Annotated in this window: 18 protein-coding genes; 5 read left to right on the forward strand and 13 right to left on the reverse strand. The window is 72.5% G+C overall.

What is annotated here, in order from left to right; genetic code table 11:
• The first annotated feature begins 196 nt into the window (after positions 1-196).
• On the forward strand, positions 197-829 hold the full coding sequence (locus IE267_RS15005; RefSeq protein WP_229861188.1) for a lipoprotein: 633 nt from the start codon (positions 197-199) through the stop codon (positions 827-829).
• Positions 830-924: 95 nt separating this feature from the next.
• Here IE267_RS15005 and IE267_RS15010 read toward each other — a convergent pair whose 3' ends face one another.
• From IE267_RS15010 to rsmI, 6 genes are all read right to left on the reverse strand, one after another.
• The gene (locus IE267_RS15010) at positions 925-1,827 is read right to left on the reverse strand and encodes a 4-(cytidine 5'-diphospho)-2-C-methyl-D-erythritol kinase (protein WP_189763570.1); all 903 of its coding nucleotides are present in this window, start codon (positions 1,825-1,827) and stop codon (positions 925-927) included.
• Positions 1,828-2,199: 372 nt separating this feature from the next.
• Positions 2,200-3,063 carry a 16S rRNA (adenine(1518)-N(6)/adenine(1519)-N(6))-dimethyltransferase RsmA gene (rsmA, locus tag IE267_RS15015; RefSeq protein ID WP_189763571.1) on the reverse strand — a complete coding sequence of 288 codons (864 nt, stop codon included), beginning with the start codon at positions 3,061-3,063 and terminating at the stop codon, positions 2,200-2,202.
• Positions 3,060-4,391 carry a resuscitation-promoting factor gene (locus IE267_RS15020; RefSeq protein ID WP_167159345.1) on the reverse strand — a complete coding sequence of 444 codons (1,332 nt, stop codon included), beginning with the start codon at positions 4,389-4,391 and terminating at the stop codon, positions 3,060-3,062. Before IE267_RS15020 ends, rsmA begins: the two co-directional genes overlap by 4 nt.
• Positions 4,392-4,537: 146 nt before the next feature.
• The gene (locus IE267_RS15025) at positions 4,538-5,413 is read right to left on the reverse strand and encodes a TatD family hydrolase (protein ID WP_167159342.1); all 876 of its coding nucleotides are present in this window, start codon (positions 5,411-5,413) and stop codon (positions 4,538-4,540) included.
• 57 nt (positions 5,414-5,470) lie between these two features.
• Entirely contained in the window at positions 5,471-5,833 is a 363-nt protein-coding gene (locus tag IE267_RS15030) for a hypothetical protein (RefSeq protein WP_167159340.1), read from the reverse strand.
• Between the two features lie 192 nt (positions 5,834-6,025).
• Positions 6,026-6,913, reverse strand: coding sequence for a 16S rRNA (cytidine(1402)-2'-O)-methyltransferase (rsmI, locus tag IE267_RS15035; RefSeq protein ID WP_167159338.1), 888 nt, complete (start codon positions 6,911-6,913; stop codon positions 6,026-6,028).
• Between the two features lie 76 nt (positions 6,914-6,989).
• On the opposite strand from rsmI, the gene IE267_RS15040 reads away from it, so the two are divergent.
• Positions 6,990-8,807, forward strand: a complete 1,818-nt coding sequence (locus IE267_RS15040) for a dolichyl-phosphate-mannose--protein mannosyltransferase (RefSeq protein WP_167159336.1) — start codon at positions 6,990-6,992, stop codon at positions 8,805-8,807.
• Positions 8,808-8,941: 134 nt separating this feature from the next.
• Entirely contained in the window at positions 8,942-10,570 is a 1,629-nt protein-coding gene (locus tag IE267_RS15045) for a penicillin-binding transpeptidase domain-containing protein (protein WP_189763572.1), read from the forward strand.
• An 84-nt stretch (positions 10,571-10,654) separates the two neighbouring features.
• Here the strand turns inward: IE267_RS15045 and IE267_RS15050 are convergent, their stop codons facing one another.
• The 5 genes from IE267_RS15050 to IE267_RS15070 form a co-directional block, all read right to left on the reverse strand.
• Positions 10,655-11,449 (reverse strand): SDR family NAD(P)-dependent oxidoreductase, encoded by a 795-nt coding sequence (locus IE267_RS15050; protein ID WP_167159331.1) that lies wholly within the window; start codon positions 11,447-11,449, stop codon positions 10,655-10,657.
• Positions 11,446-12,609, reverse strand: coding sequence for a serine hydrolase domain-containing protein (locus tag IE267_RS15055; RefSeq protein WP_189763757.1), 1,164 nt, complete (start codon positions 12,607-12,609; stop codon positions 11,446-11,448). Before IE267_RS15055 ends, IE267_RS15050 begins: the two co-directional genes overlap by 4 nt.
• A 632-nt stretch (positions 12,610-13,241) precedes the next feature.
• Positions 13,242-14,030 carry an energy-coupling factor ABC transporter ATP-binding protein gene (locus tag IE267_RS15060; protein WP_189763573.1) on the reverse strand — a complete coding sequence of 263 codons (789 nt, stop codon included), beginning with the start codon at positions 14,028-14,030 and terminating at the stop codon, positions 13,242-13,244.
• A 93-nt stretch (positions 14,031-14,123) separates the two neighbouring features.
• Positions 14,124-14,885 carry a cobalt ECF transporter T component CbiQ gene (cbiQ, locus tag IE267_RS15065; RefSeq protein ID WP_161258258.1) on the reverse strand — a complete coding sequence of 254 codons (762 nt, stop codon included), beginning with the start codon at positions 14,883-14,885 and terminating at the stop codon, positions 14,124-14,126.
• Between the two features lies 1 nt (position 14,886).
• Positions 14,887-15,963, reverse strand: coding sequence for an energy-coupling factor ABC transporter permease (locus IE267_RS15070; RefSeq protein WP_167159325.1), 1,077 nt, complete (start codon positions 15,961-15,963; stop codon positions 14,887-14,889).
• 214 nt (positions 15,964-16,177) lie between these two features.
• Here IE267_RS15070 and IE267_RS15075 point away from each other — a divergent pair, with 214 nt between their 5' ends.
• Entirely contained in the window at positions 16,178-16,585 is a 408-nt protein-coding gene (locus tag IE267_RS15075) for an SsgA family sporulation/cell division regulator (RefSeq protein WP_167159323.1), read from the forward strand.
• Between the two features lie 156 nt (positions 16,586-16,741).
• Here the strand turns inward: IE267_RS15075 and IE267_RS15080 are convergent, their stop codons facing one another.
• Together IE267_RS15080 and IE267_RS15085 are read right to left on the reverse strand one after the other, a co-directional pair.
• Entirely contained in the window at positions 16,742-18,964 is a 2,223-nt protein-coding gene (locus IE267_RS15080; RefSeq protein ID WP_161258268.1) for an MMPL family transporter, read from the reverse strand.
• Between the two features lie 116 nt (positions 18,965-19,080).
• The gene (locus IE267_RS15085) at positions 19,081-19,656 is read right to left on the reverse strand and encodes a TetR/AcrR family transcriptional regulator (protein WP_202520170.1); all 576 of its coding nucleotides are present in this window, start codon (positions 19,654-19,656) and stop codon (positions 19,081-19,083) included.
• 246 nt (positions 19,657-19,902) lie between these two features.
• On the opposite strand from IE267_RS15085, the gene IE267_RS15090 reads away from it, so the two are divergent.
• Positions 19,903-23,160, forward strand: a complete 3,258-nt coding sequence (locus IE267_RS15090; protein WP_189763574.1) for a S41 family peptidase — start codon at positions 19,903-19,905, stop codon at positions 23,158-23,160.
• Positions 23,161-23,236 lie beyond the last annotated feature (76 nt).

A 23,236-nucleotide genomic window follows, 5' to 3' on the forward strand; every position in this document is an offset into this window, starting at 1 on the left:
GGGCGGGCGCCGGGATATTGGAGGTGCGCATCCGGGGATCAGGGGCTTTGATACGAAATCCTGCGAGGCGGCGCGCGAGGGATGCCGCCGGGTTCCGCGCAGCACGAGAAGCAGCACGTAGAGCAGCACGTAGAGCAGCACCGTAAGCAGTGCCGGACAGCACGCGCAGCGGTGCGGAAAAAAAGGGGCGGGGCTCATGAAGCGGAATGTGATGCGGGGCGCGGCGACGGCGGCGCTGGCAGCGGCGGTCCTGACGGGGTGCGGCGAGGAGGAGAAGGCGAAGCCTGCCGCCGCGCCGGGGGCGTCGAGCCCGGCGCGGCCGTCCACGGCGGCGGGCGGGAGCGTGGGGGCGGCGGGCTCGGCCTGCGCCCTGCCCGCGTCGTTCGACCTGGTGGCGAAGTGGAAGCCGAAGGCGGTGGCGGCCGAGCCGGCCGACTCCCCGCTCGCGGGCCTCGCCCAGCAGGGCCCGTTCAGGATGGCCTGCGAGATCGACGCGAAGCCCGCGGGGAACATCGGCTTCCTGCGGGCGTGGACCGGTACCGCCGCCTCGGGCACGCCCCGCGCGGCCCTTGAGTCCTTCGTCGGCGCCGACAGGACGGCGAGCAGGGCGACGTACAAGGAGACCAGGGCGGGTTCGCTGCCCGCGGCGGAGGTCGTCTACGAGACGTACAGCAAGCTGATGGACGAGTCGAAGCAGGAACACGCCCTGGCGGTCGTCACCCCCAAGGGGACGCTGGTGCTGCACCTGGGCGGCCTGGACACGCAGGAACACCGGGCGATGCTCCCGGCGTACGAGCTGGCCAAGGGGAGCATGCGGCTCGTGTCGTAGGGGCGTACCTCCGCCCGGGCGGACCGCTGTCGAGCACGTCACCCCACCGTCGCCCTTCCTCGTGACGAGCCCGGACGGCGGCGGCGAGCTCCGGCTCAGTCCGTCAGCACCGTCGCCCCCGGGGCCGGGGACGTGGTGGCGCGGGCGGCGCGGCAGGTGCCGGAGGCCGTGAGGGCGGCGGCCACCTGGTGGGCCGCTTCGGCGTCCGCGCACAGGAAGGCCGTGGTCGGGCCCGAGCCCGAGACCAGGGCGGCGAGCGCGCCCGCCGCCGTGCCCGCCGCGAGGGTCTCCGCGAGCGAGGGGCGCAGGGAGAGCGCGGCGGCCTGGAGGTCGTTGGTGAGGGTGGCCGCGAGCGCCTTCGCGTCGCCGGTGCGCAGCGCGTCGAGCAGGGCCGGTGCGGCGGCGGGTTCGGGGGCGTCCGGGGTGAGGCGGTCGAACTCGCGGTAGACGGCCGGGGTGGAGAGCCCGCCGTCGGCGACCGCGAACACCCAGTGGAAGGTGCCGCCGACCTCCAGCGGGGTGAGCTTCTCGCCGCGTCCGGTGCCGAGCGCCGCGCCGCCGACCAGGCTGAAGGGGACGTCGCTGCCCAACTCGGCGCAGATGTCGAGGAGTTGGACCTGGCTCGCGCCCGTGCCCCACAGGGCGTCGCAGGCCAGGAGCGCGCCCGCGGCATCGGCGCTGCCACCGGCCATGCCGCCCGCGACGGGGATGTCCTTGTCGATGTGGATGTGCACGCGCGGCTCGATGCCGTGGCGGGCGGCCAGGAGTTCGGCGGCGCGGGCGGCCAGGTTCGTACGGTCCAGGGGGACCTGGGCGGCGTCCGGGCCGGTGCAGGTGATGCGGAGGTCGTCCGCGGGGGTGACCGTGACGGTGTCGTGGAGGGCGACCGCGAGGAAGACGTTGGCGAGGTCGTGGAAACCGTCCGGGCGGGCGGGGCCCACGCTCAGCTGGGTGTTGACCTTGGCGGGGACGCGGACGGTGACGGTGCGGGGGGTCACGGGGGGCGGGCTCCTTCGGCTGGGGCACCCTCATTTTCCCCCACCCCGCCCCTTCCCGAGACCCTCCGGGGGTTGAAAGGACCCTGGGGGCTCCTCCCCCGGACCCCCGCTCGCGCCTGAGGGGGGCTCGTCCTCAAACGCCGAACAGGCTGAGGACGCCCTGGCCCGGTACCGCTCAGGGGCGCGGGGAACTGCGCGAGAAGCGAGCACGGTCCGCGGACGAACCCGAACCCAGCATCTCCTCACCCACCCCCGGCGGGTTGCGGGAAGGGGCGGGGCGGGGCCAAAACCCGGGGCCCCGGGGCAGAGCCACAGCGCACACACGGCCCGCACCCGAAAGCGCACCCCACCACCCGGCACCCCCCGGAGGGATCAGCCCGGCCGGTGCTCCGCGATCGCGGCGAACTCCTCCACCGTCAGCGCCTCGCCCCGCGCCTGGGGCGAGACCCCGGCCGCGACCAGGGCCGCCTCGGCCGCCGCGGGCGAGCCCGCCCAGCCGGACAGGGCCGCGCGGAGCGTCTTGCGGCGCTGGGCGAACGCGGCGTCGACCACCGCGAACACCTCCGCCTTGGCGGCGGTCGTCACCACGGGGGCCGAGCGGCGGACCAGCGAGACGAGCCCGGAGTCGACGTTCGGCGCGGGCCAGAACACGTTCCGCCCGATCGACCCGGCGCGCTTGACGTCGGCGTACCAGTTCGCCTTGACCGACGGCACCCCGTACACCTTGTTGCCCGGCTTCGCCGCGAGCCGGTCGGCGACCTCCGCCTGGACCATGACCAAGGTGCGCTCGATGCTCGGGAAGCGGTCCAGCATGTGGAGGAGTACCGGGACCGCCACGTTGTAGGGCAGGTTCGCGACCAGGGCGGTGGGAGCCGGGCCCGGCAGTTCCTTGACGAGCATCGCGTCGGAGTGGACCAGCGCGAAGCGGTCGGCCCGCGCGGGCATCCGCGCCTGGATCGTGGCGGGCAGCGCCGCCGCGAGCACGTCGTCGATCTCGACCGCCACCACCCGGTCCGCCGCCTCCAGGAGCGCCAGGGTCAGCGAGCCGAGACCCGGCCCCACCTCGACCGCGACGTCGTCGGGGCGGACCTCGGCGGTCCGCACGATCCGGCGGACCGTGTTGGCGTCGATGACGAAGTTCTGGCCGCGCTGCTTGGTGGGGCGTACGCCAAGCGCTGCGGCCAGTTCGCGGACATCGGCGGGGGTAAGGAGTGCGTCGGGCTCAGTGGTGCTCACCGATACAGCCTACGGCCGCAGTGCGGCCACGGACTCGACCCCCGGCTCACGAAGAGCTTCTTCGCCCGGAACGTCTGCTCGGCGGCCGGTGCCTGCTCGGCCCGCCCGCTGCCGCCGAGCGCGTGCCAGGTGCCGGGGTCGAACTGGTAGAGCCCGCCGTAGGTGCCCGACGGGTCGAGGGCGCCGGGCCGGCCGCCGGACTCGCAGTGGGCCAGGCCACTCCAGTTGAGGTGGTCGGCGCCGCCCACCGAGGACGGCAGCGCCTTGGTGCCGATCCTGACCTGCTGGGTGACCGGCGCGCGGACGATCTCCTCGGCGATCTTCTTCGGCTTCTGCTTGACGCCGTTGACGGTGCGCAGCGCGTACGTGACCTTGCGGGCGCCCTTCTGGCCCTGGCGGACCACGACCTGGGTGCCCGCGAACAGGTTCGCGTCCTTGGCCTTCTCGACCCTGAAGGGGATGGGCTCCTCGCGCACCTCCTTGGTGCCGCTGATCCGCATCACGGTGACGGTCTGCCCGTCGCGCGGGAAGGAGGCGCCGGGCACGGAGGTGGTGTCCTGGCCCTGCAGCGAGATGCCCGCCTCTTGGAGCGCCTCGGCGACGGTGGCCGCGTTGGTGCGCAGGGTACGCTCGCGGCCGTCCGCGAGGAAGGTCACCGAGCGTTCGGTGCGTACGTCGAGGGCGAGACCGGCGCGGCCGATCTCCGAGGAGCGGGACGCCGACAGGTAGGCGCCCTCGGCGCGCACCCCGAGCTGGCGCAGGGCGCCCTCGACGGTGCCGGCCGTCGTCCACACCTGGCGGCGCTGTCCGTCGAGGGTGAGCTGGACGGGGCGGCCGTAGCGGACCACGACCTCGTCGCCGCCGGCCAGAGCGGCGTCGGGGCCGGGCGCCACGATGTCGTGCGCGCCGACCGGTACGTGTTCGTCGGCGAGGAGTTCCTCGACGCTGTCGGCGAAGGTGTGCATGGTGCGGGGCACGCCGTCGACGGTGAGTTTGACGGCCTTGTCGCTGACCAGGAACGCGGAGGTGCCACCCGCCAGGAACGCGACGACCAGGGCCTGCGGGATGAGCCGGCGCAGCCGGTCGGGCCCGGCCGCGGACTTGCGGCGCCGAGCCGCCCGGCGCGCCCCGGCCCGCCCGCCGGTGTCGGCGTCCGGGCCGGGCGCCGCTCCGGACGGCTCGGGGCCGCGCGGCTCGGGGACGGGGGCCACCGGCGCGATCTGGGTCTCGTGGTCGGCGTACACGGTGCCGTAGGGAGGCGGCGCCGTGACGGTCGCGGCGCGGTGGCCGCCGCGTGCGGCACGGTGACTGCCCTGCGAATTGCTCACGACGCTCCGGGGTCCGGTCCGATGGTGCGGGCCGGGACACTAGCGGAGCGACGGTCACTCTCCAAAGCAACTCGACTACGCAGTGTCGTGGCGTTACCCTGCCCGGCACCCCGGACCGGCCCGGGTGCGGCCGGATTCGTTATCGCTCAGTAATCAAATGCCCGCGCGGTGTTGTCGGCGATCGCCGCGGCCAGCACGTCTTCGTGCACACCCTTGACGGCGGCCATGGCGCGCACCGTGACCGGAATGAGATACGGCGCATTGGGCCGTCCGCGGTACGGCGCCGGCGTGAGGAACGGCGCATCCGTCTCGACGAGAACGAGTTCTCGCGGGGCGACCGCGAGAGCGTCCCGCAGCGGCTGGGCGTTCTTGAAGGTCATGTTTCCCGCGAAGGACATGAAGTACCCGGATTCTGCGCAGAGTTCGGCCATTTCCGCGTCGCCGGAATAACAGTGGAAGACGGTCCGTTCGGGGGCGCCTTCTTCGCGCAGAATACGCAGCACATCGGCGTGTGCCTCGCGATCGTGGATGACGAGCGTCTTGTTCTGCCGCTTGGCGATCTCGATGTGCGCCCGGAAGGACCGCTCCTGGGCCGCCTTGCCCTCGGGCCCGGTGCGGAAATAGTCGAGGCCGGTCTCACCGACGGCCTTGACCCAGGGCAGCGCGGCGAGGCGCTCGATCTCGGCGAGGGCCTCGTCCAGGGCCCCTTCGCCGCCGGGGCCGCGCGCGCCCTGGCGCGACCAGCCGTCCCGGTCGCCGTGGACGATCCGGGGGGCCTCATTGGGGTGCAGGGCGACGGCCGCGTGGACCGCCGCGTGCGCCTCGGCGGTGTCGGCGGCCCACTGGGAGCCCTTCACGTCACAGCCCACCTGGACGACCGTGGTGACGCCGACGGCCGCGGCCTTTTCCAGGGCCTGTTCGACCGTGCCGTCCTGCATGTCCAGGTGGGTGTGCGAATCGGCCACCGCCACGCCGAGGGGCTCGGGCAGCGGGGGCGGGGCGTCCTTCTTGGCGGCACTCATGCCGCCGATCCTACGAAAGGGCCCGCGCCCCCGGCGCCCTGGTGCCTACCCCGGCGCCTACTTGCGGTGGAAGGGGTGCAGGAGGTCGGACAGGTGCCAGTGGTGCTCCGGCTTCACGGTGGCGTCGGCCGCGTCCTGGGGCCCGGGCTGGGCCGGCGCGGACCCACGGCGCTGCACCTGCTGCGCGGAGGACACCCGTCCGGCGCGCATGATGCGCACCACGTGGCCGCCGCAGTTGAGGCAGGTGGGGGCGGACAGCGGGGAGGGCACCCGGTCGCCATTGGCCTTGTATATGACGAATGCCTGGCCCGTGGCGTCTACGTGGTGCTCTATCTCGTACGCCTGTTCCCAGCCGTATCCGCAGCGCATGCACGCGAAGGCGTACGCCTCGTGTGCCGTGGTCTCAGCGATCTCACTCATGTGCCGGCTCCTCTTGTCCGCTGGACAAGCTCTTGCGAGCGCTCTTGCGAGCGGGGGCGAAAGGTCCCCCGATCCAGGAGACGCCTTTCGCTGCCAAAACGCATCAGGTGCTGTCGAGAGTTGGCCCGGTCTTGGCCTTTCCTAGGGCTGCGTGCATTTCCCTGCCCCGGTGCGCGGCCTGCGTTTTACTTTTTACGATAGTCCTTTACCGTCCGCGGGGCTCTGACGTGCCGCGTTCTTTGCCGCGACCACCGCGTCGAAGACCTCTCGCTTGGGTAGACCGGTCTCGACGGCGACGGCCGCGATGGCCTCCTTGCGCCGCTCCCCCGCCTCTTCCCGCACCTGTACGCGCCGCACCAGCTCGGCCGCGTCGAGGTCGGCCGGGCCGCTCTCGGGCGCGCCCTCGACCACGACGGTGATCTCGCCGCGCACCCCCTCGGCCGCCCACACCGCGAGGTCCTTCAGCGGGCCGCGCTTGACCTCCTCGTACGTCTTGGTCAGCTCCCGGCACACCGCCGCGCGCCGCTCGGCGCCGAACACCTCGGCCATCGCGGCCAGGGTGTCGTCGAGGCGGTGCGGGGCCTCGAAGTAGACGAGGGTGCGCCGCTCCCCGGCGACCTCGCGCAGCCGCCCGAGGCGCTCGCCGGCCTTGCGCGGCAGGAAGCCCTCGAAGCAGAAGCGGTCCACGGGCAGCCCGGACAGGGCGAGCGCGGTGAGCACGGCGGAGGGGCCCGGCACCGCCGTGACCTTGATGTCCTTCTCGACGCAGGCCGCGACCAGGCGGTAGCCGGGGTCGGAGACCGAGGGCATGCCCGCGTCGGTGACGAGCAGCACCCGGGCGCCGCCTTCGAGCGCCTCGACCAGTTCGGGGGTGCGCGCCGATTCGTTGCCCTCGAAGTAGGACACGACCCGGCCCGTGGTGTGCACGCCGAGTGCCTGGGTGAGGCGGCGCAGGCGCCGGGTGTCCTCGGCGGCGACGACGTCGGCCCGCTCCAGTTCGGCGGCGAGCCGGGGCGGGGCGTCCGCGGTGTCGCCGATGGGGGTGCCTGCGAGTACGAGTGTTCCGGTCACACCGACCATCCTCGCAGCCCGCCGGGGCGGGGGCCGCCGGGCCCGGCCACGGGACTCCCACAGCGCGGTTCCCTACGATGGCGCGGTGACCAGTACTGCGCCACAGACCCTGCCGGGCCCCGAAGCCGGGGACGAGCCGCCCTCCTGGCAGCACCGCATGCGCCGGTTCGGCCATGTCGTGCGGCCGAGAACCGGGCTGCGCGAGCGCCTGGTGCCGCCCTTCGCCGAGCCCGCCGGCCAGCTGTGGACGGTCCTCGGCATCCCTCCCCTGTGGGCGGCGCGCATCGTGCGCTGGTCGGCGTGGGCGGGGCCGCTCCTGGTGACCCTGGTCGCGGGCCTGATGCGGTTCTGGCACCTGGGCTCCCCGCACGCGGTGATATTCGACGAGACGTACTACGCCAAGGACGCCTGGGCGCTCATCAACCACGGCTACGAGGGCGACTGGCCGAAGGACATCGACAAGTCGATCCTCGCCAACCCGGACCTCATCTCGGTGCCCACCGCGCCGGGTTATGTGGTGCATCCGCCGGTCGGCAAGTACCTGATCGGCATCGGCGAGAAGATGTTCGGCTTCACGCCGTTCGGCTGGCGCTTCATGGTCGCCGTCCTCGGCACCCTGTCGGTGCTGCTGATCTGCCGGATCGGGCGGCGCCTGTTCCGCTCGACGTTCCTGGGCTGCCTGGCGGGCGCGCTGCTCGCCGTCGACGGGCTGCACTTTGTGATGAGCCGCACCGCGCTGCTCGACACGGTCGTCATGTTCTTCGTCGTGGCCGCCTTCGGCTGCCTCCTGGTCGACCGCGACCGTACGAGAGCCCGGCTCGCGGCCGCGCTGCCCGAGGGCGAGGACGGGCAGCTGCGCCCGGACGCCGGGATCGCGGCGAGCCTGCGGTTCGGGTGGCGGCCCTGGCGGATCGGGGCCGGGATCATGCTGGGCCTGGCCTGCGGCACCAAGTGGAACGGCCTGTACATCCTGGTCTTCTTCTGTGTGATGGCCGTCCTGTGGGACGTGGGCGCGCGGCGCACGGCGGGCGCGGTCAGCCCCTATCGGGCGGTGCTCCGCCGGGACGCGTTCTGGGCGTTCGTGTCCACGGTGCCGGTGGCGATCGCCACGTACATGGTGTCGTGGACGGGCTGGTTCGCCACCGACAAGGGGTACGGGCGGCACTGGGCGGACGGCCGCGCGGGCCTGTCCCCCGACCACATCAAGCTCCCGGTCATCGGCACGATCAACCACCTGCCGCAGTTCGACCTGAGCTGGGTGCCGGCCTCGCTGCGCAGCTTCTGGCACTACGAGACCGAGGTCTACAGCTTCCACGTCGGCCTCACCGAGGGCCACACCTACCAGTCGAACCCGTGGAGCTGGCTGGTTCTGGGGCGGCCGGTCTCGTACTACTACGAGAGCCCCGGACCCGGCACCGACGGCTGCCCCTCGAACGCGGGCGGCAAGTGCGCGGCGGAGGTCCTGGCACTCGGCACCCCGCTGCTGTGGTGGGCCGCCTGCTTCGCGCTCCTGTACGTCCTGTGGCGCTGGTTCTTCCGGCGCGACTGGCGGGCGGGCGCGATCGCCTGCGGCATCGCGGCCGGATACCTGCCCTGGTTCATGTACCAGGAGCGGACGATCTTCTTCTTCTACGCGGTCGTCTTCGTGCCGTTCCTGTGTCTCGCGCTGGCGATGATGATCGGCGCGATCATCGGGCCACCGCACGTGACGCGCGGCGCGGCCGCGCCGGTGGAGCCGGGGCTTGCCCCCGGGGAACGGCGGCGGGCGGTGGGGGCGATCGGGGCCGGCGTGCTCGTGCTGCTCATCATCTGGAACTTCGTGTACTTCTGGCCGATCTACACCGGTACGCCCATCCCGCTGGACTCCTGGCGCAGCCGGATGTGGCTGGACAGCTGGGTGTGATGCCGGTCGCGTTCCGGTAACCGTTCGGACAACTGCGAGACCCGCTGTCACTCCTGTCCCGTAGAGTCGCCCCCAAGTAACTCCTTGAACACGTTCAAGGAGTTCGGGGGACTCCTGGGGAGGGGAACTGCGGGATGCGCAGTGGAGCGAAGGTCGCCATCGTGGGCGGGGTGTTCGTGGTGGTCGCCGGAGGTGTGGCGTACGGGGGCTACACGCTGGTCGGCGGGAGCGACGACAAGGGCCCCGGCGGTACGCACACGCAGGGCGCGCCCGCCCGCACCGGGCCGCCGGGGGCGGACGAGATCAAGGAGACGTCGACCGCCTTCCTGCAGGCCTGGGCGAAGGGCGACGCGGCGGGGGCCGCCGCCCTCACCAACAACCAGGCGGAGGCCGCCACGGCCCTGTCCGGCTTCAGCGACCAGGCCCACATCACGAACGTGACGGTCACGCCGGGCGCGCCGAACGGGGCGGTCGTCCCGTACACGGTGAAGGCCGACGTCTCGTTCGGGGGAAAGACGGCTCCGCTCGCCTACGCCTCCCAACTGACCGTCGTACGCGGCCAGTCCACGCACAAGCCGCTGGTCGACTGGCAGCCCGCGGTGCTCCACCCGCAGCTGAAGAAGGGCGAGCGCCTGGTGACCGACCAGGCGCAGAACCCGGAGATCCAGGCCGTCGACTACAAGGACCGCCCGCTGACCAAGGAGAAGTACCCCTCGCTCGGGGCGATCCTGGACGGGCTGCGCGAGAAGTACGGCACGAAGGTGAACGGCACACCGGGCGTCGAGCTCCAGATCCAGGGCAACGGCACCCCGGCGCGCACTCTGATCACCCTCCAGAAGGGCACGCCGGGCAAGCTGAAGACGACCCTCGACGCGGATGTGCAGGCCGCCGCCGAGCAGGCCGCGAAGCGCTTCGGTGAGTCCTCGGTGGTCGCCGTCAAGCCGAGCACCGGTGAGATCCGGGCGGTCGCGGACAACCGGAACGACAAGTTCCCCGCCTCGCTCCAGGGCCGGGTGGCCCCCGGCTCGACGATGAAGATCGTCACGGCGACGATGCTGATCGAGAAGGGCAAGGTCTCCGCCGACAAGCCGGCCGTGTGCCCCCCGGACGTGCAGTGGCAGGGCGTCACCTTCCACAACCTCGACAACTTCTCGCTCCCCAGCAGCGACCCCTTCTCGAAGAGCTTCGCCAAGTCCTGCAACACCGCGTTCATCAAGCACATCCGTGAGGTGAACGACGACGGCGCGCTGGGCCGGGTCGCCGCCAACTACTTCGGCCTCGGCCAGGACTGGAAGGTCGGCGTGCCGTCCTTCGACGGCAGCGTGCCCGCCTCGGCCGGGGCCGAGACGGCGGCGGCCTACATCGGGCAGGGCAAGGTCCAGATGAGCCCGCTCGACATGGCGTCGGTCGCGGCGACCGCGAAGTCGGGCCGCTTCCGCCAGCCGGTGATCGTGCCGCAGTCCCTCGACGGCCGCGAGCTGGCCCAGGCCGACCCGCTGCCCGCGGACATCGCCGCCCAGCTGCGCCAGATGATGCACATCACCGCGACCACCTCGTACGGGACCGCGACGGAGGCCATGGCGAGCGTCGGCGGGGTCAAGGGCGCCAAGACCGGCTCCGCGGAGAAGGACGGCCAGAACAAGTCGGACAGCTGGTTCACCGGCTACAGCGACGACCTCGCGGCCGCCGCGCTCGTGCAGTCCGGCGGCCACGGCGGGACCGCGGCGGGGCCCATCGTCGCGCAGGTCCTGCGCGCGGGCTGAAACCGGCCCGCCCGGCCCCTTCGCGCCCTTCGCGCGAGCGGGTCGGCGCCGGGGCCGCCCAGGCGGTCCCGGCCGCCGGGGGCCTCACACGCCGTGGTCCGTGCTCCGGAAGCCGGTGTTGACGGCGAGGATGCCGCCGTCCACGCGCAGGGTGGTACCGGTGATCCAGGACGCGTCGCGCGACGCCAGGAAGGCGACGGCCGCCGCGATGTCGTCGGGCTCGCCGACGCGGCCCAGCGGGTACAGCGCCGACAGCCGCTCCAACTGGGCCTCGCGGTCCCCCCACGCGGGGGTGCGGATGGTGCCGGGGTGCACGAGGTTGACCCGTACCCCGCGCGGCGCGGCGTGACCGGCGAGCGTACGGGTCAGGGAGGCCAGGCCCGCCTTGGCGGCGCTGTAGGCGTGGTTGCCGAAGTCCTGCTCGCCGTTGACCGAGCCGATGCTCACGATCGCGCCACGGCCGGAGGCCGCCAGGTGCGGGAGGGCGGCGCGGGCGCAGCGGTAGGCGCCGGTGAGGGTGACGTCGAGGTCGCGGGCCCACTCCTCGTCGTCCTCGTCCTCGAAGCGTTCGGCGTCCGGGGAGCAGGAGTACGCGTTGTTCACCAGGACGTCGAGCCGGCCGAACTCCTCGACGGCGAAGGCGACCGCGGCCTCCACCGAGGCGCGGTCGGACACGTCGCAGTGCCGGGCGACGGCGCCCTTCAGCCCGGCGGCGGTCTCCTCCGCGCTCGCCAAGTCGATGTCGGCGAGGAGGACTTGGGCTCCTTCGTCGGTCAGTCTGCGCGCGATGGCGGCGCCGATGCCGCGCCCCGCGCCGGTGACCAGCGCGGTGTGTCCTTCGAAACGTGCGGTGCGCGAAGGCAAGTGAGGATGCGTCATACGGTCGAACGTAGCGCCCTTACCAGGGCCTGGGCACGGGGGTCCGCGGTGACGCCCTTCTGCAGCCCGTTGGTCACGTAGCCGAAGGCGAGGCCCGACTCGGGGTCGGCGAAGCCCAGCGAGCCGCCGCGCCCGGGGTGCCCGAACGAGCCGGGGGCGAGCAGCGGGGCGGCCGGGCCGTGCAGCATGTAGCCGAGCCCGAAGCGGGTGTTCACGACCAGCACCCGGTCGGGCCCCGCGCTCTCCTCGGTGCGCGCCAGGGTGAGCGTGGCGGGCGCGAACAGGCGCTGCCCGCCGTCGACTTGGCCGATGGTGGCGGCGTAGAAACGGGCCAGCGCGCGGGCGGTGGAGATGCCGGCGGATGCGGGGAGTTCGGCCGCGCGGTAGGCGGGGTCGTTCTCGTCGGGCATCGGATCGATCGCACCGAACGCGCGGCGGGTCGGCGAGTCCGGGTCCGCGTAGGCCTCGCTGACGCTCCGCTTGGGCCGCAGCCGAAGGCCGCCCTCGCCCTCGGGCGCCTCGACCGGGCCGATGCGGCCCACCCGGTGCGCCTCGGTGTCCGGCACGCCCAGCCAGAAGTCCAGGCCGAGCGGTCCCGCTATCTCCTCGGCCAGCCAACGGCCGACGGTGCGTCCGGTGACGCGCCGGACCAGCTCGCCGAGCAGCCAGCTGTACGTCTGGGCGTGGTAGCCGTGTGCGGTGCCGGGCTGCCAGAGCGGGGCCTGGGCGGCCACGGCCGCGGGGCCGGTCTCGCCGTCGGCAGCCTCGGCGGGGGTGAGCGGACGGTCCAGTGCGGGCACGCCCGCCCGGTGCGCGAGCAGGTGCCGCACCAGGGTGCGCTCCTTGCCGGCCGCCTTGAACTCCGGCCAGTACGTCGACACGGGGGCGTCCAGGTCGAGGCGGCCGCGCTGGTGCAGGAGCAGGGGGACGGCCGCGGCCACGCCCTTGGTGGCCGAGCGCACGATCTGGGCGGTGTCCAGGGCCCAGGGGGCGGTGCCGTCGACGTCCCTGGTGCCGGCCCACAGGTCGACGACCTTCCGGCCGTCGCGGTACACGGCCACGGCCGCGCCGTGGTCGCCCCGGTGCGTGAAGTTCCGCACGAACGCGTCCTTCACCGGTTCGTAGCCCGGTGTTACGGCGCCCTGTACGTCGACCACGATCCGCTCCCCACGCTGCCGGGCACCCCACCGGCACCCCTCCCTATGGTGCCCGAACCCCTCCGGGGGGGCTTGCCCACCCGCCCGCCCGTTGCTCGGGGTTGGCTGGCTCCGGCTCCCTGGGGCTGCGCCCCAGACCCCGGGGGGTTCGCCCACCCGCCCGCCCGTGCGGCGGGTTGGAGCGGCTGAGCCCTGGGGCTCCGCCCCAGACCCCTGCGGGGGCTCCGCCCCCTGCACCCCCGTTCGCGCCTGAACGGCGCTCGTCCTCAAACGCCGGACAGGCTGTAGGTGCCCCCAGCGCCAGTACTGCCAGGGGCGCGAGGAACTGCGCGAGAAGCGACCACGGCCCGCGGCCGACCACGGTTTTTAGGGGCGCGAGGAACTGCGCGAGCAACCACCCACGGCCCGAGGACGTAAACGGGTTTCAGGGGCGCGGGGAACTGCGCAAGAAGCGGGCACGGTCCGCGGCCGACGACAGGTCTCAGGGGCGCGGGGAACTGCGCGAGAAGCGACCACGGTCCGCAGCCGTGAACGGGGCTGGGGGCGCGGGGAACTGCGCGAGCAGTCACCCGCGGCCCGCGGACGACAAAGGGGCGCAGCCCCGACTGCCGCAACCCCATAAGGAAAGCCCCGCGTTACGCGCCCGCCCGCTCCCGCGACGCACCCGTCGACAACGGGTCGAAGCCGAACGGCAGTTCAAGGCGGTGCGCGTGCATCAGGGCTCCGTCGGAGAGGACTTCCGCCGTGGGCCCGTCCGCCGCGATGACCCCGTCGCTGAGGATCACCGAACGCCCGCACAGCTCCAGCGCATAGGGGAGGTCATGGGTCACCATGAGCACCGTGACGTCCAACCCCCGCAGTACGTCGGCCAGTTCGCGCCGCGATGCCGGGTCGAGGTTGGACGACGGCTCGTCCAGGACCAGGATCTCCGGGGACATCGAGAGCACCGTGGCGACCGCGACCCGGCGCCGCTGTCCGAAGGACAGGTGGTGCGGCGGCCGGTCGGCGTACTCGGCCATCCCGACCTGGGCCAGCGCCCCCATCACCCGCTCCTCCAGCTCCGCCCCCCGCAGCCCGGACGCGGCCGGGCCGAAGGCGACGTCCTCGCGGACGGTCGGCATGAAGAGCTGGTCGTCGGGGTCCTGGAAGACGATGCCGACCCGGCGCCGGATCTCCGCGAGGTTCTTCTTGGCGACGGGGAGCCCGGCCACCTTCACCGACCCGGCACCCCCTTCGAGGATGCCGTTGAGGTGCAGGACGAGGGTGGTCTTGCCGGCGCCGTTGGGGCCGAGCAGCGCGACCCGCTCGCCGCGGCCCACCGTCAGGTCGACGCCGAAGAGCGCCTGGTGACCGTCGGGGTAGGCGAAGGCGAGCCCGGACACTTCGAGGGAAGGAACGTTCACGGTGGCCTCAGGAGTGGTCATGGGGGGCCTCAGCGGTCGTGGGGGCCCCGGGGTGAGAGGAGGCCCCGGGGTGCAAGGAGATGCCGGGATGCGGGGGAGTTTCGCGTGGCGCGGTCACAGCGTCCAGCCGAGCAGGCAGACGGCCAGCGCCGTCACGGGCAGGGCGGCGGCCCGCGTCCACTGGGCGCGGGTCGCCGTCACCTCGTCGATCACCGGCATGGACCCGGCGTACCCGCGGCTGACCATCGCGAGATGGACGCGTTCGCCGCGTTCGTAGGAGCGGATGAAGAGCGCGCCCGCCGACTTGGCGAGGACGCCCCAGGAGCGCACCCCGCGCGCCTCGAAGCCGCGCGAGCGCCGCGCGATGGACATCCGCCGCATCTCGTCGGTGATGACGTCCCCGTACCGGATCATGAACGAGGCGATCTGGACGAGCAGCGGCGGCAGCTTGAGGCGCTGGAGGCCGAGGAGCAGGGCGCGCAGTTCGGTGGTGGAGGCGAGGATCACGGACGCGGCGACGCCCAGGGTGCCCTTGGCGAGGACGTTCCAGGCGCCCCACAGCCCGTTCTCGCTGAGCGCGAGACCGAGGACGTGCACCTGCTCGCCGGGCACGACGAACGGCATGAGCACGGCAAACGCGACGAACGGGATCTCGATGAGCAGTCGCTTGAGGAGGTAGCCGGCCGGGATGCGGGCCGCTCCCGCCACGACGGCGAGCAGCACGGCGTACAGCGCGAAGGCCCACATCGCCTCGCGCGGGGTGGACACCACGACGACCACGAACAGGAACACCGCGGCGAGCTTGCAGTGCGGGGGCAGTTCGTGGACCGGCGAGTGGCCGTGCCGGTAGAGCCGGTGGGAGTGGCCCGCTCCCACGTCAGACCGCTTCCGGGGTGCGCTCGGGGGTGTCGGCGCCGCGGCGGCGGCGTACCGCCCAGAACACTCCGCTGCCCACCGCGACGGTGACGCCGACGCCGATCACCCCGGCGAGGCCGCCCGCCAGGCGGGCATCGCCGATGTCCTTGACGGAGTAGTCGGCGAGCGGGGAGTCGGAGGAGGCGTGCTGGGTGGTCTTGGTGTCGATGCCCTTGTCGTGGGCGACCTTCTCCAGGCCGTCGGGGCTGGCCGACGCGTAGAAGGAGACGAACCCGGCGAGCAGCAGGGCGGTGACGATGCCGAAGCCCCACACCTTGCGGGTCGACCCGGTGCGGGCCGGGGCCGGGGCCGCCGCGGGCGCGTCCACGAGTTCGCCCCCGACGCGCAGCTTGAGCGGCGCGGTCAGGCCGCGGGCGCCGTGCACGAGGTCGGGGCGCACCGCGAGGACGGCGCCGACCGTGAGCGCGGTGATGGCGGCTTCGCCGATGCCGATGAGGAGGTGGACACCGACCATGGCGGTGAGCACCTTGCCGATCGGCACGTCGGTGGTGCCGCCGAGCGCGTAGATAGCGGTGAAGACGAGGGCGGCGGCCGGCACCGAGACGAGCGCGGCCACGAAGGAGGCGGCGGTCACCGAGCGGCGGGTGCGGGGCAGCACCTTCACCAGGGTGCGGAACAGGACGTAGGCGACGACCGTGGTCGTGATCGCCATGTCGGTGATGTTGACGCCGAGCGCGGTGAGACCGCCGTCGGCGAAGAGGATGCCCTGCATGAGCAGGACCACGGAGACGCACAGCACACCCGTGTAGGGCCCGACGAGTATCGCGGCGAGCGCGCCGCCCAGGAGATGGCCGCTGGTGCCGGCCGCGACGGGGAAGTTCAGCATCTGCACGGCGAAGATGAACGCGGCGACCAGGCCCGCGAGGGGCGCCGTCTTCTCTCCCCCACTGCTCAATGCGTGGGAGGGGCCCCCAAGCTCGCGCCGCGCCCCGCGCAGACTGACGGCGACGGCTGCGGCGGCGACCACACCTGTGACCGCCGATACAGGTGCGTTGATGAATCCATCGGGTACGTGCATGGGTGGACTCCGATTTCCCGTTGGCGCCCTCTTCCCTGCGCGGTATGCGCAGAACCGTTTGATGATAGTGCCCTGTTGCGAACCTCTTGCAAGAGCGGCCGAGTGACACATGCCAAGCCGACTCGCCGAGGGCTTACCCAAAAATTATGGGACATTGGATAACAAATAACGCGTAACGGTATCCGTCAGCAGCACCCAGCGTGAGGAGCGATCGATGTCCCCCGCAGTCGAGGGCCACACCGAGGGCCACGCCGCCGATCGACCCTCCGTGGAGGATCACGCCCGGGCCAGAATCGTCACGGACGCCCCGCTCTCCAACCCGGTCCCGGTGGCGCTGCGCTACGACGCGGCCGGCTCGCCGGGCGCGGTCTGCTTCGCCTTCCCCGGCGGCAACGAGTGGATCTTCCCGCGCGACCTCCTCGAATCGGGCCTGCGCGCCCCGGCCCGCAAGGGCGATGTGAGCGTCTGGCCGTGCGGCCGGGCCCAGACGGTGCTGGAATTCCACTCGCCGGACGGCGTTGCGGTGGTCCAGTTCGACAGCTCGCCCCTGGTCCGCTTCCTGCGCCACACCTACGCCACCGACGCGCCCGCGGCCACCGCCCCGGCCGTCCCCCGGCGCTGAGCCCCGGGCCGGTCGAGGCCCACGCGAAGGCCCCCCGTGCGCGATGCGCACGGGGGGCCTTCGCGGCACAGGCGGTCCCGTCCCCACAGGCCGCCCGCACCGGCCGGGACCCACGGCCGCTCGGTTCGTGGGGTCCCGGCGTTCAGGGGGCGGGGGTCAGACCCGCGCCAGTTCGCGATCGCCGTCGGCGTCGCCGGCCTCCGTGTGCTTGCGCAGGCCCTCGCCCTCGACGTCGACGTTGGGCAGCACCCGGTCAAGCCAGCGCGGCAGCCACCAGGCCTTCGCACCGAGCAGCGCGAGCACCGCGGGCACGATCGCCATCCGGACGATGAACGCGTCGAAGAAGACCGCGATCGCGAGGCCGAAGCCGATCATCTTGATCATCTGCTCGCTGGAGCCGATGAAGCCGGAGAACACCGCGATCATGATCACGGCCGCGGCCGTCACCACCCGGGCGCCGTGCTTGAACCCGGTGACGATCGCCTGGCCCGGCCGCTCGCCGTGGACGTACGCCTCGCGCATCCGCGTGACCAGGAAGACCTCGTAGTCCATCGCGAGGCCGAAGACCACGCCCACCATGAAGATCGGCATCATCGACATGATCGGGCCGGTCTGCTGCACTCCGAACACCGAGCCGAGCCAGCCCCACTGGAACACCGCGACGACCGCGCCGAGGGCGGCGACCACCGAGAGCAGGAAGCCGAGGGCCGCCTTCAGCGGAACGAGGACCGAGCGGAAGACCACCATCAGGAGCAGGAAGGCGAGGCCGACGACCAGTGCCAGGTAGGGCAGCAGCGCGTCGTTCATCTTCTGCGAGAAGTCGATGTTCATCGCGGTCGAACCGGTCACCAGGAGCTTGGCCCCGGTGTCGGCCTTCAGGGTGGAGCCGGTGTCCCGGATCGAGTGGACCAGGTCCTCGGTCTCGGTGGAGGACGGCTTGGACTTCGGGATGACCGTGATGGTCGCCGTGTCGTTGCCCTTGTCCTTGTTGAACATCGGCGGGAGCACCGGGCCCGCGTCCGGCAGCTTCTTGATCGCGTCGACCGTCCGGTCCGCCGCGGCCTGCGGGTCCTTGCTGCCCTTGCCGTCGACGACGACCATGAGCGGCCCGTTGAAGCCAGGACCGAACCCCTCGGACAGGGTGTCGTAGGCGCGGCGCTGGGTGGTGGACGTCGGCTGCGAGCCGTCGTCCGGCAGGCCCATCTGCAGCGAGCTCGCCGGAAGCGCGATCGCGCCGAGGCCGATGACGCCGGCGAGCAGCACCCACACCGGCTTGCGCAGCACGAAGCTCGCCCAGCGGGTGCCCATGTTGGGCTTGCCCTCGGCGGCCTTCTCGCCCTGCACGTGCGCCTTGCGCGCCTTGCGGCCGAGCACGCGCTTGCCGGCGAAGCCGAGCAGTGCGGGTATCAGGGTGAGCGCGATGAGCACGGCGATGACGACGGTGCCGGCGGCGGCCGCGCCCATCTTGGTGAGCATCGGGATGTTGACGACGGCGAGGCCGACGAGCGCGATGACCACGGTCAGACCGGCGAACACGACCGCGGAGCCGGCCGTGCCCACGGCCCGTCCGGCCGCTTCCTCGCGTTCCCTGCCCTCGGCGAGCTCGGCCCGGTAGCGGGACACGATGAACAGGGCGTAGTCGATGCCGACCGCGAGCCCGATCATCATCGCCAGCGTGGACGTGGTCGAGCCGAGGTCGAGCACGTTGGCCAGCGCCGTGATGGTGGAGACCCCGATGCCGACGCCGATCAGGGCGGTGAGCAGCGGAAGCCCCGCCGCCACGAGCGAGCCGAAGGTGATCACCAGGACCAGGCCCGCGAGGACCACGCCGATGATCTCGCCGGAGCCCGTCTCCGGCATGGCCTGGAGCGCGTCACCGCCGATCTCGACCGTGAGCCCGGACTTCTTCGCCTCGTCGCCGCTCTTCTTGAGCGCGTCGCGGGTGTCGTCGGTCAGCTCCATCGCGTTGGTCTTGTACGAGACCTGGACGTACGCGATGGGGCCCTTGCCGTTCTGGGACACGGCGTTCGCGGTGAACGGGTCGGTGACCGAGGCGATCTGGTCGGAGCCCGACTTCAGGCTCGCGACGGTCTTCTCGACCGCGTCCTTGTTGGCCGGGTCGGCCATCTTCTGGCCGTCGGGCGCCTTGAAGACGATGCGGGCCGTGGCGCCGTCGGCGCTGGCGTTCGGGAACCGCTCCTTGAGCAGGTCGAAGGCGCGCTGCGCCTCGGTGCCCGGGATCGAGAACGAGGAGGAGGTGGCGGTGGTGGCGGAGGCCGCGCCGAACCCGGCGAGGGCGAGCAGTGCCACCCACACCAGGGCGACATAGCGGCGGCGCCGGAAGGCGAACCTGCCTAGGCGGTAGAGGAACGTGGCCACGAGGGCGTACTCCCGGTCAAGTCGTATGGAACAGCAGGGCATGGGGAACCAGCCCGACGACGAGAGCGGCGTGCGTCAGGTGGGGCGGGTACTGCGCGGGGAGCCGGGCGGGATGCCTAGCGCGGGTCGCCGAGGGCGGGGAGGACCACGGCGTCGAAGTAGTCGGCGAGGAAGGCCTGGTCGACCGGGCAGTCCTCGATGAACTGCCGGGCGGCGAAGGCACCGACCATCATGTGTACGACATAGGGAAGGGCGCGGTTGTCCGCGGCGACCTCACCGCGTTCCACCGCGCGCCGCAGCACCGTACCGAGACCGGTGATCTCCGGCTCGATCAGTACCTCGCGCAGCGCCTTGTGGAGCTCCGGGTTGTCATGGACGGCCCGCATCAGACCCCGCATCAGCGCGGAGTCCTTCTCCATCTGGCAGTCGTCCTCGCGGGCGACCATCGCCTGGAAGTCGCCGCGCAGCGAGCCCGTGTCGATCTCGGCGAGACTGACCGGCTTGTTGTGCCGCAGCGCCCGGGCGACCAGCTCCGGCTTGCTCCCCCACTGGCGGTAGAGGGTGGCCTTGCTGGAGCGGGTGCGGGTGGCGACGGCGTCCATGGTGAGGGCGTCGTAACCGACCTCGCGCAGCAGGTCGAGCACGGCTTCGTAGAGCTCCGCCTCGCGTTCCGGGGTGAGCCTGCCTGCCATGATCGACCTCCTCTCCTTCTTCGTACCGTACGAAGGTAACTCCGCCCCGAAGCGAAACGGAACCGTTTCGCTTGTGTCGTCGACCACAGGTGTCGGAGCGGGATAAGTGCGCGTATCCGAATGCGGGGGAAGCGCGGGCCGGAGTGCCGGGGAACCTCCGTACGAGAGCGCGGGGGAAGCGGGCGGGAGCGGAATAAACCCCTCCCACGAGTTGCCGCGCCCCCTCCCCGCGGAAAGCATTGGGGGGTGAGTGACGACGCCGCGTACCTCCGGTTCCCGCATCTGCACGACGACTTGCTCTGCTTCGCCGCCGAGGACGACCTCTGGGTCGCCCCTCTGGTCCCGGCCGGGCACAGCCCCTCGCGCGCCTGGCGGGTCACGGTCGACCGCACCAAGGTCGGCCACCCCCGCTTCTCGCCCGACGGCAGCCACATCGCGTACACGACCTGGCGCAGTCTCGACCCGGAGATCCACCTCGCCCCGGTGACCGGCGGACCGGCCCGCCGGCTCAGCTACTGGGGGTCGTCCGACGCCCGGGTGTGCGGCTGGACGCCCGACGGCCAGATCCTGGCGGTGTCCTCGCACGGCCAGCCGTTCTCGTACTTCTCCTGGGCCTACAGCGTGCCCACCGACGGCTCCCCCGGCGGAAAACTGCCCTGGGGCCCGGTCTCCGACATCGCCGTCACCGATGTCGAGGGCGAGCGGCGCACCCTGCTGCTCACCGGAAAGCCGCCGCACGAGCCGGCCGCCTGGAAGCGCTACCGCGGCGGCGCGACCGGTCGCCTGTGGCTGCACGGCGAGCGGCTGCTGCCCGACATCGGCGGCCATCTGGACGCGCCGATGTTCGTGGACGGCCGCATCGCCTTCCTCTCCGACCACGAGGGCGTCGGCAACCTGTACTCCTGTCTGCCCGACGGCAGCGATCTGACCCGGCACACCGACCACGACGCCTTCTACGCCCGGCACGCCTCCAGCGACGGCCGGCGAGTGGTCTACCAGTGCGCGGGCGACCTGTGGATCGTGGACTCGCTCGCCCCCGACTCCGTACCGCGCAAGCTGGACGTACGGCTCGGCGGGCCGCGCGCCGGGCGGCGCAGCTACCAGGTGCCGGCCGCCAACCACGTCGACTCGCTGTCCGTGGACACCACCGGCCGGGCCAGCGCCGTCGTGGTGCGCGGCAGCCTGTACTGGCTCACCCACCGCGACGGCCCGGCCCGCACCATCGCCGACACCCCGGGGGTGCGGGTGCGGCTGCCGGAGATGCTGGGCAGCAACGGCCAGGTCGCCTACGTCACGGACGCGGACGGCGAGGACGCGGTCGAGATCGCCTTCCTGCCGCGCGCCAGCGGCGAGCGCGAGCCGCGGCGTCTGGCGGCGGGCGAGCTCGGCCGGGTGCAGGAGATGGTGTCCGACCCGGACGGCGAGCGCCTGGCGATCGCCGCGAACGACGGCCGTCTGCTGCTCATCGACGTGACCGAGGAGTCCACCGGCGAGGTCACCGAGCTGATCCGCTCGGTCAACGGGCCGGTCCGCGACCTCGCGTTCTCGCCCGACGGGGCGTGGCTCACCTGGTCGCATCCGGGCATCGGCCGTTCGCTGCGCCAGATCAAGATGGCCCGGATCGCGGGGCCCGGCGGCCGCACGGTCGTGGACGTCACCAACGGCCGCTTCGAGGACGAGAACCCGGTGTTCACCAGCGACGGACGCTATCTGGCGTTCCTGTCCTGGCGCGGCTTCGACCCGGTCTACGACGTGCACACCGGCGACCTGTCCTTCCCGCTCGGCTGCCGCCCCTATCTGGTGCCGCTCTCCTCGGCGACACCCTCACCGTTCGCGCTCTCGCCGGACGGCCGCCCGGCCGCGGGCGGCCTCGACCCGCTGGACGACTCGGGCGACGGCACGGTGACGGTGGAGGTGGAGGGCCTGGAGAGCCGGGTCACCCCATTCCCGGTCTCCGCCTCCAAGTACTCGGCGCTGTACCCGGTCGCGGGCGGCGGCCTGGTCTGGCTGCGCTGGCCCATCTCGGGCGCGCTCGGCGAGACCTTCGCGAACCCGGCCGACACCTCGGGCCGCCCCACCCTGGAACACTTCAACATCTCCAAGGCCCGCAGGACCGAACTCGTCGACCACCTCGACTACTTCGCGGTCAGCGGCGACGGCAGCCGACTGGTCGTGGTGGACGAGGGCGAGCTGCGCGCGGTGCCCTCCACCGAGTCCGGCGACGGCGACTCGACGGTCTACCTCGACCTGCGCCGCATCCTGCACGACGTCGACCCGGCCCTGGAGTGGCGCCAGGCCTTCGACGAGGCGGGCCGCATCATCCGCGCGTACTTCTGGGAGCCCCAGATGTGCGGCATCGACTGGCCTGCAGTCCTGGAGCAGTACCGCCCGCTGGTCGACCGGGTCTCGTCCCCCGACGAGTTCGCGGACCTGCTCCGGGAAGTACTGGGCGAACTGGGCACCTCGCACGCCTATGTCACCGCCGCCCGCCGCAACGAGGGCCCCCCGCACTACCAGCGCGCCCAGGGCCTGCTCGGCGCCAACCTGGTCTGCCGGGACGGGAGTTGGCAGATCCGCCGCATCCTGCCGGGCGACTCCTCCGACTCCAAGGCCCGCTCCCCGCTCGCGGGCGCCGGCATTCGCGAGGGCGCGGTCCTGACCCATGTGGACGGCCGCCCCGTCGACCCGGTCACCGGCCCCTACCCGCTGCTCGCGGGCGCGGGCGGCACCACGGTCGAGCTGACGTTCCGCCCCAGCGAGGGCGAGGGCCGCTCGCGCCGGGTGGCGGTGGTCCCCCTCGTGGACGAACGCCCGCTGCGCTACCAGGACTGGGTGGCCAAACGCCGCGACGTGGTACGGGAGTTGAGCGGCGGCAAGTGCGGCTATCTGCACATCCCCGACATGGGCGGCTCGGGCTGGGCCCAGTTCAACCGCGACCTGCGCCTGGAGGTCAGCCGCCCCGCCCTGATCGTGGACGTGCGCGGCAACGCGGGCGGCCACATCAGCGAGCTGGTGGTGGAGAAGCTCACCCGGCGCATCCTCGGCTGGGACCTGACGCGCAACGCGGCGCCGGTCTCGTACGCGTCAAGTGCCCCACGGGGTCCGGTGGTTGCCCTCGCGGACGAGGCGACGTCCTCGGACGGCGACATGATCACGGCGGCGTTCCGGCTGTTGAAGCTCGGCCCCGTGGTGGGCCAGCGCACCTGGGGCGGGGTCGTGGGCATGACGGGCCGTCATGTCCTGGGCGACGGCACGGTCATCACCGTCCCGATGAACGCGGCGTGGTTCGACGAGTACGGGTGGGGGGTGGAGAACCACGGGGTGGAGCCGGACCTGGAGATCCTGCGGACCCCCCTCGACTGGGCGGAGGGGCGCCACGCCCAGCTGGACGACGCGGTCCAGCTGGCCCTGGACCTGCTTGCCCTCCACCCCGCGTCGACCCCGCCGGGTTACACCACGACCCCCAACCGCCAACGCCCCAAGCTTCCCCCGCGAGCCTTCTGACCCGGGGCACCCCCGGCCCCCCTTCCCGGCGGCTAGCCCTACGGGCGGGCGCCTTTCGTGTGCGGGCGGCACGTGG

It is taken from the genome of Streptomyces xanthochromogenes (assembly GCF_014650455.1).
Taxonomy (GTDB): Bacteria; Actinomycetota; Actinomycetes; order Streptomycetales; family Streptomycetaceae; genus Streptomyces; species Streptomyces xanthochromogenes.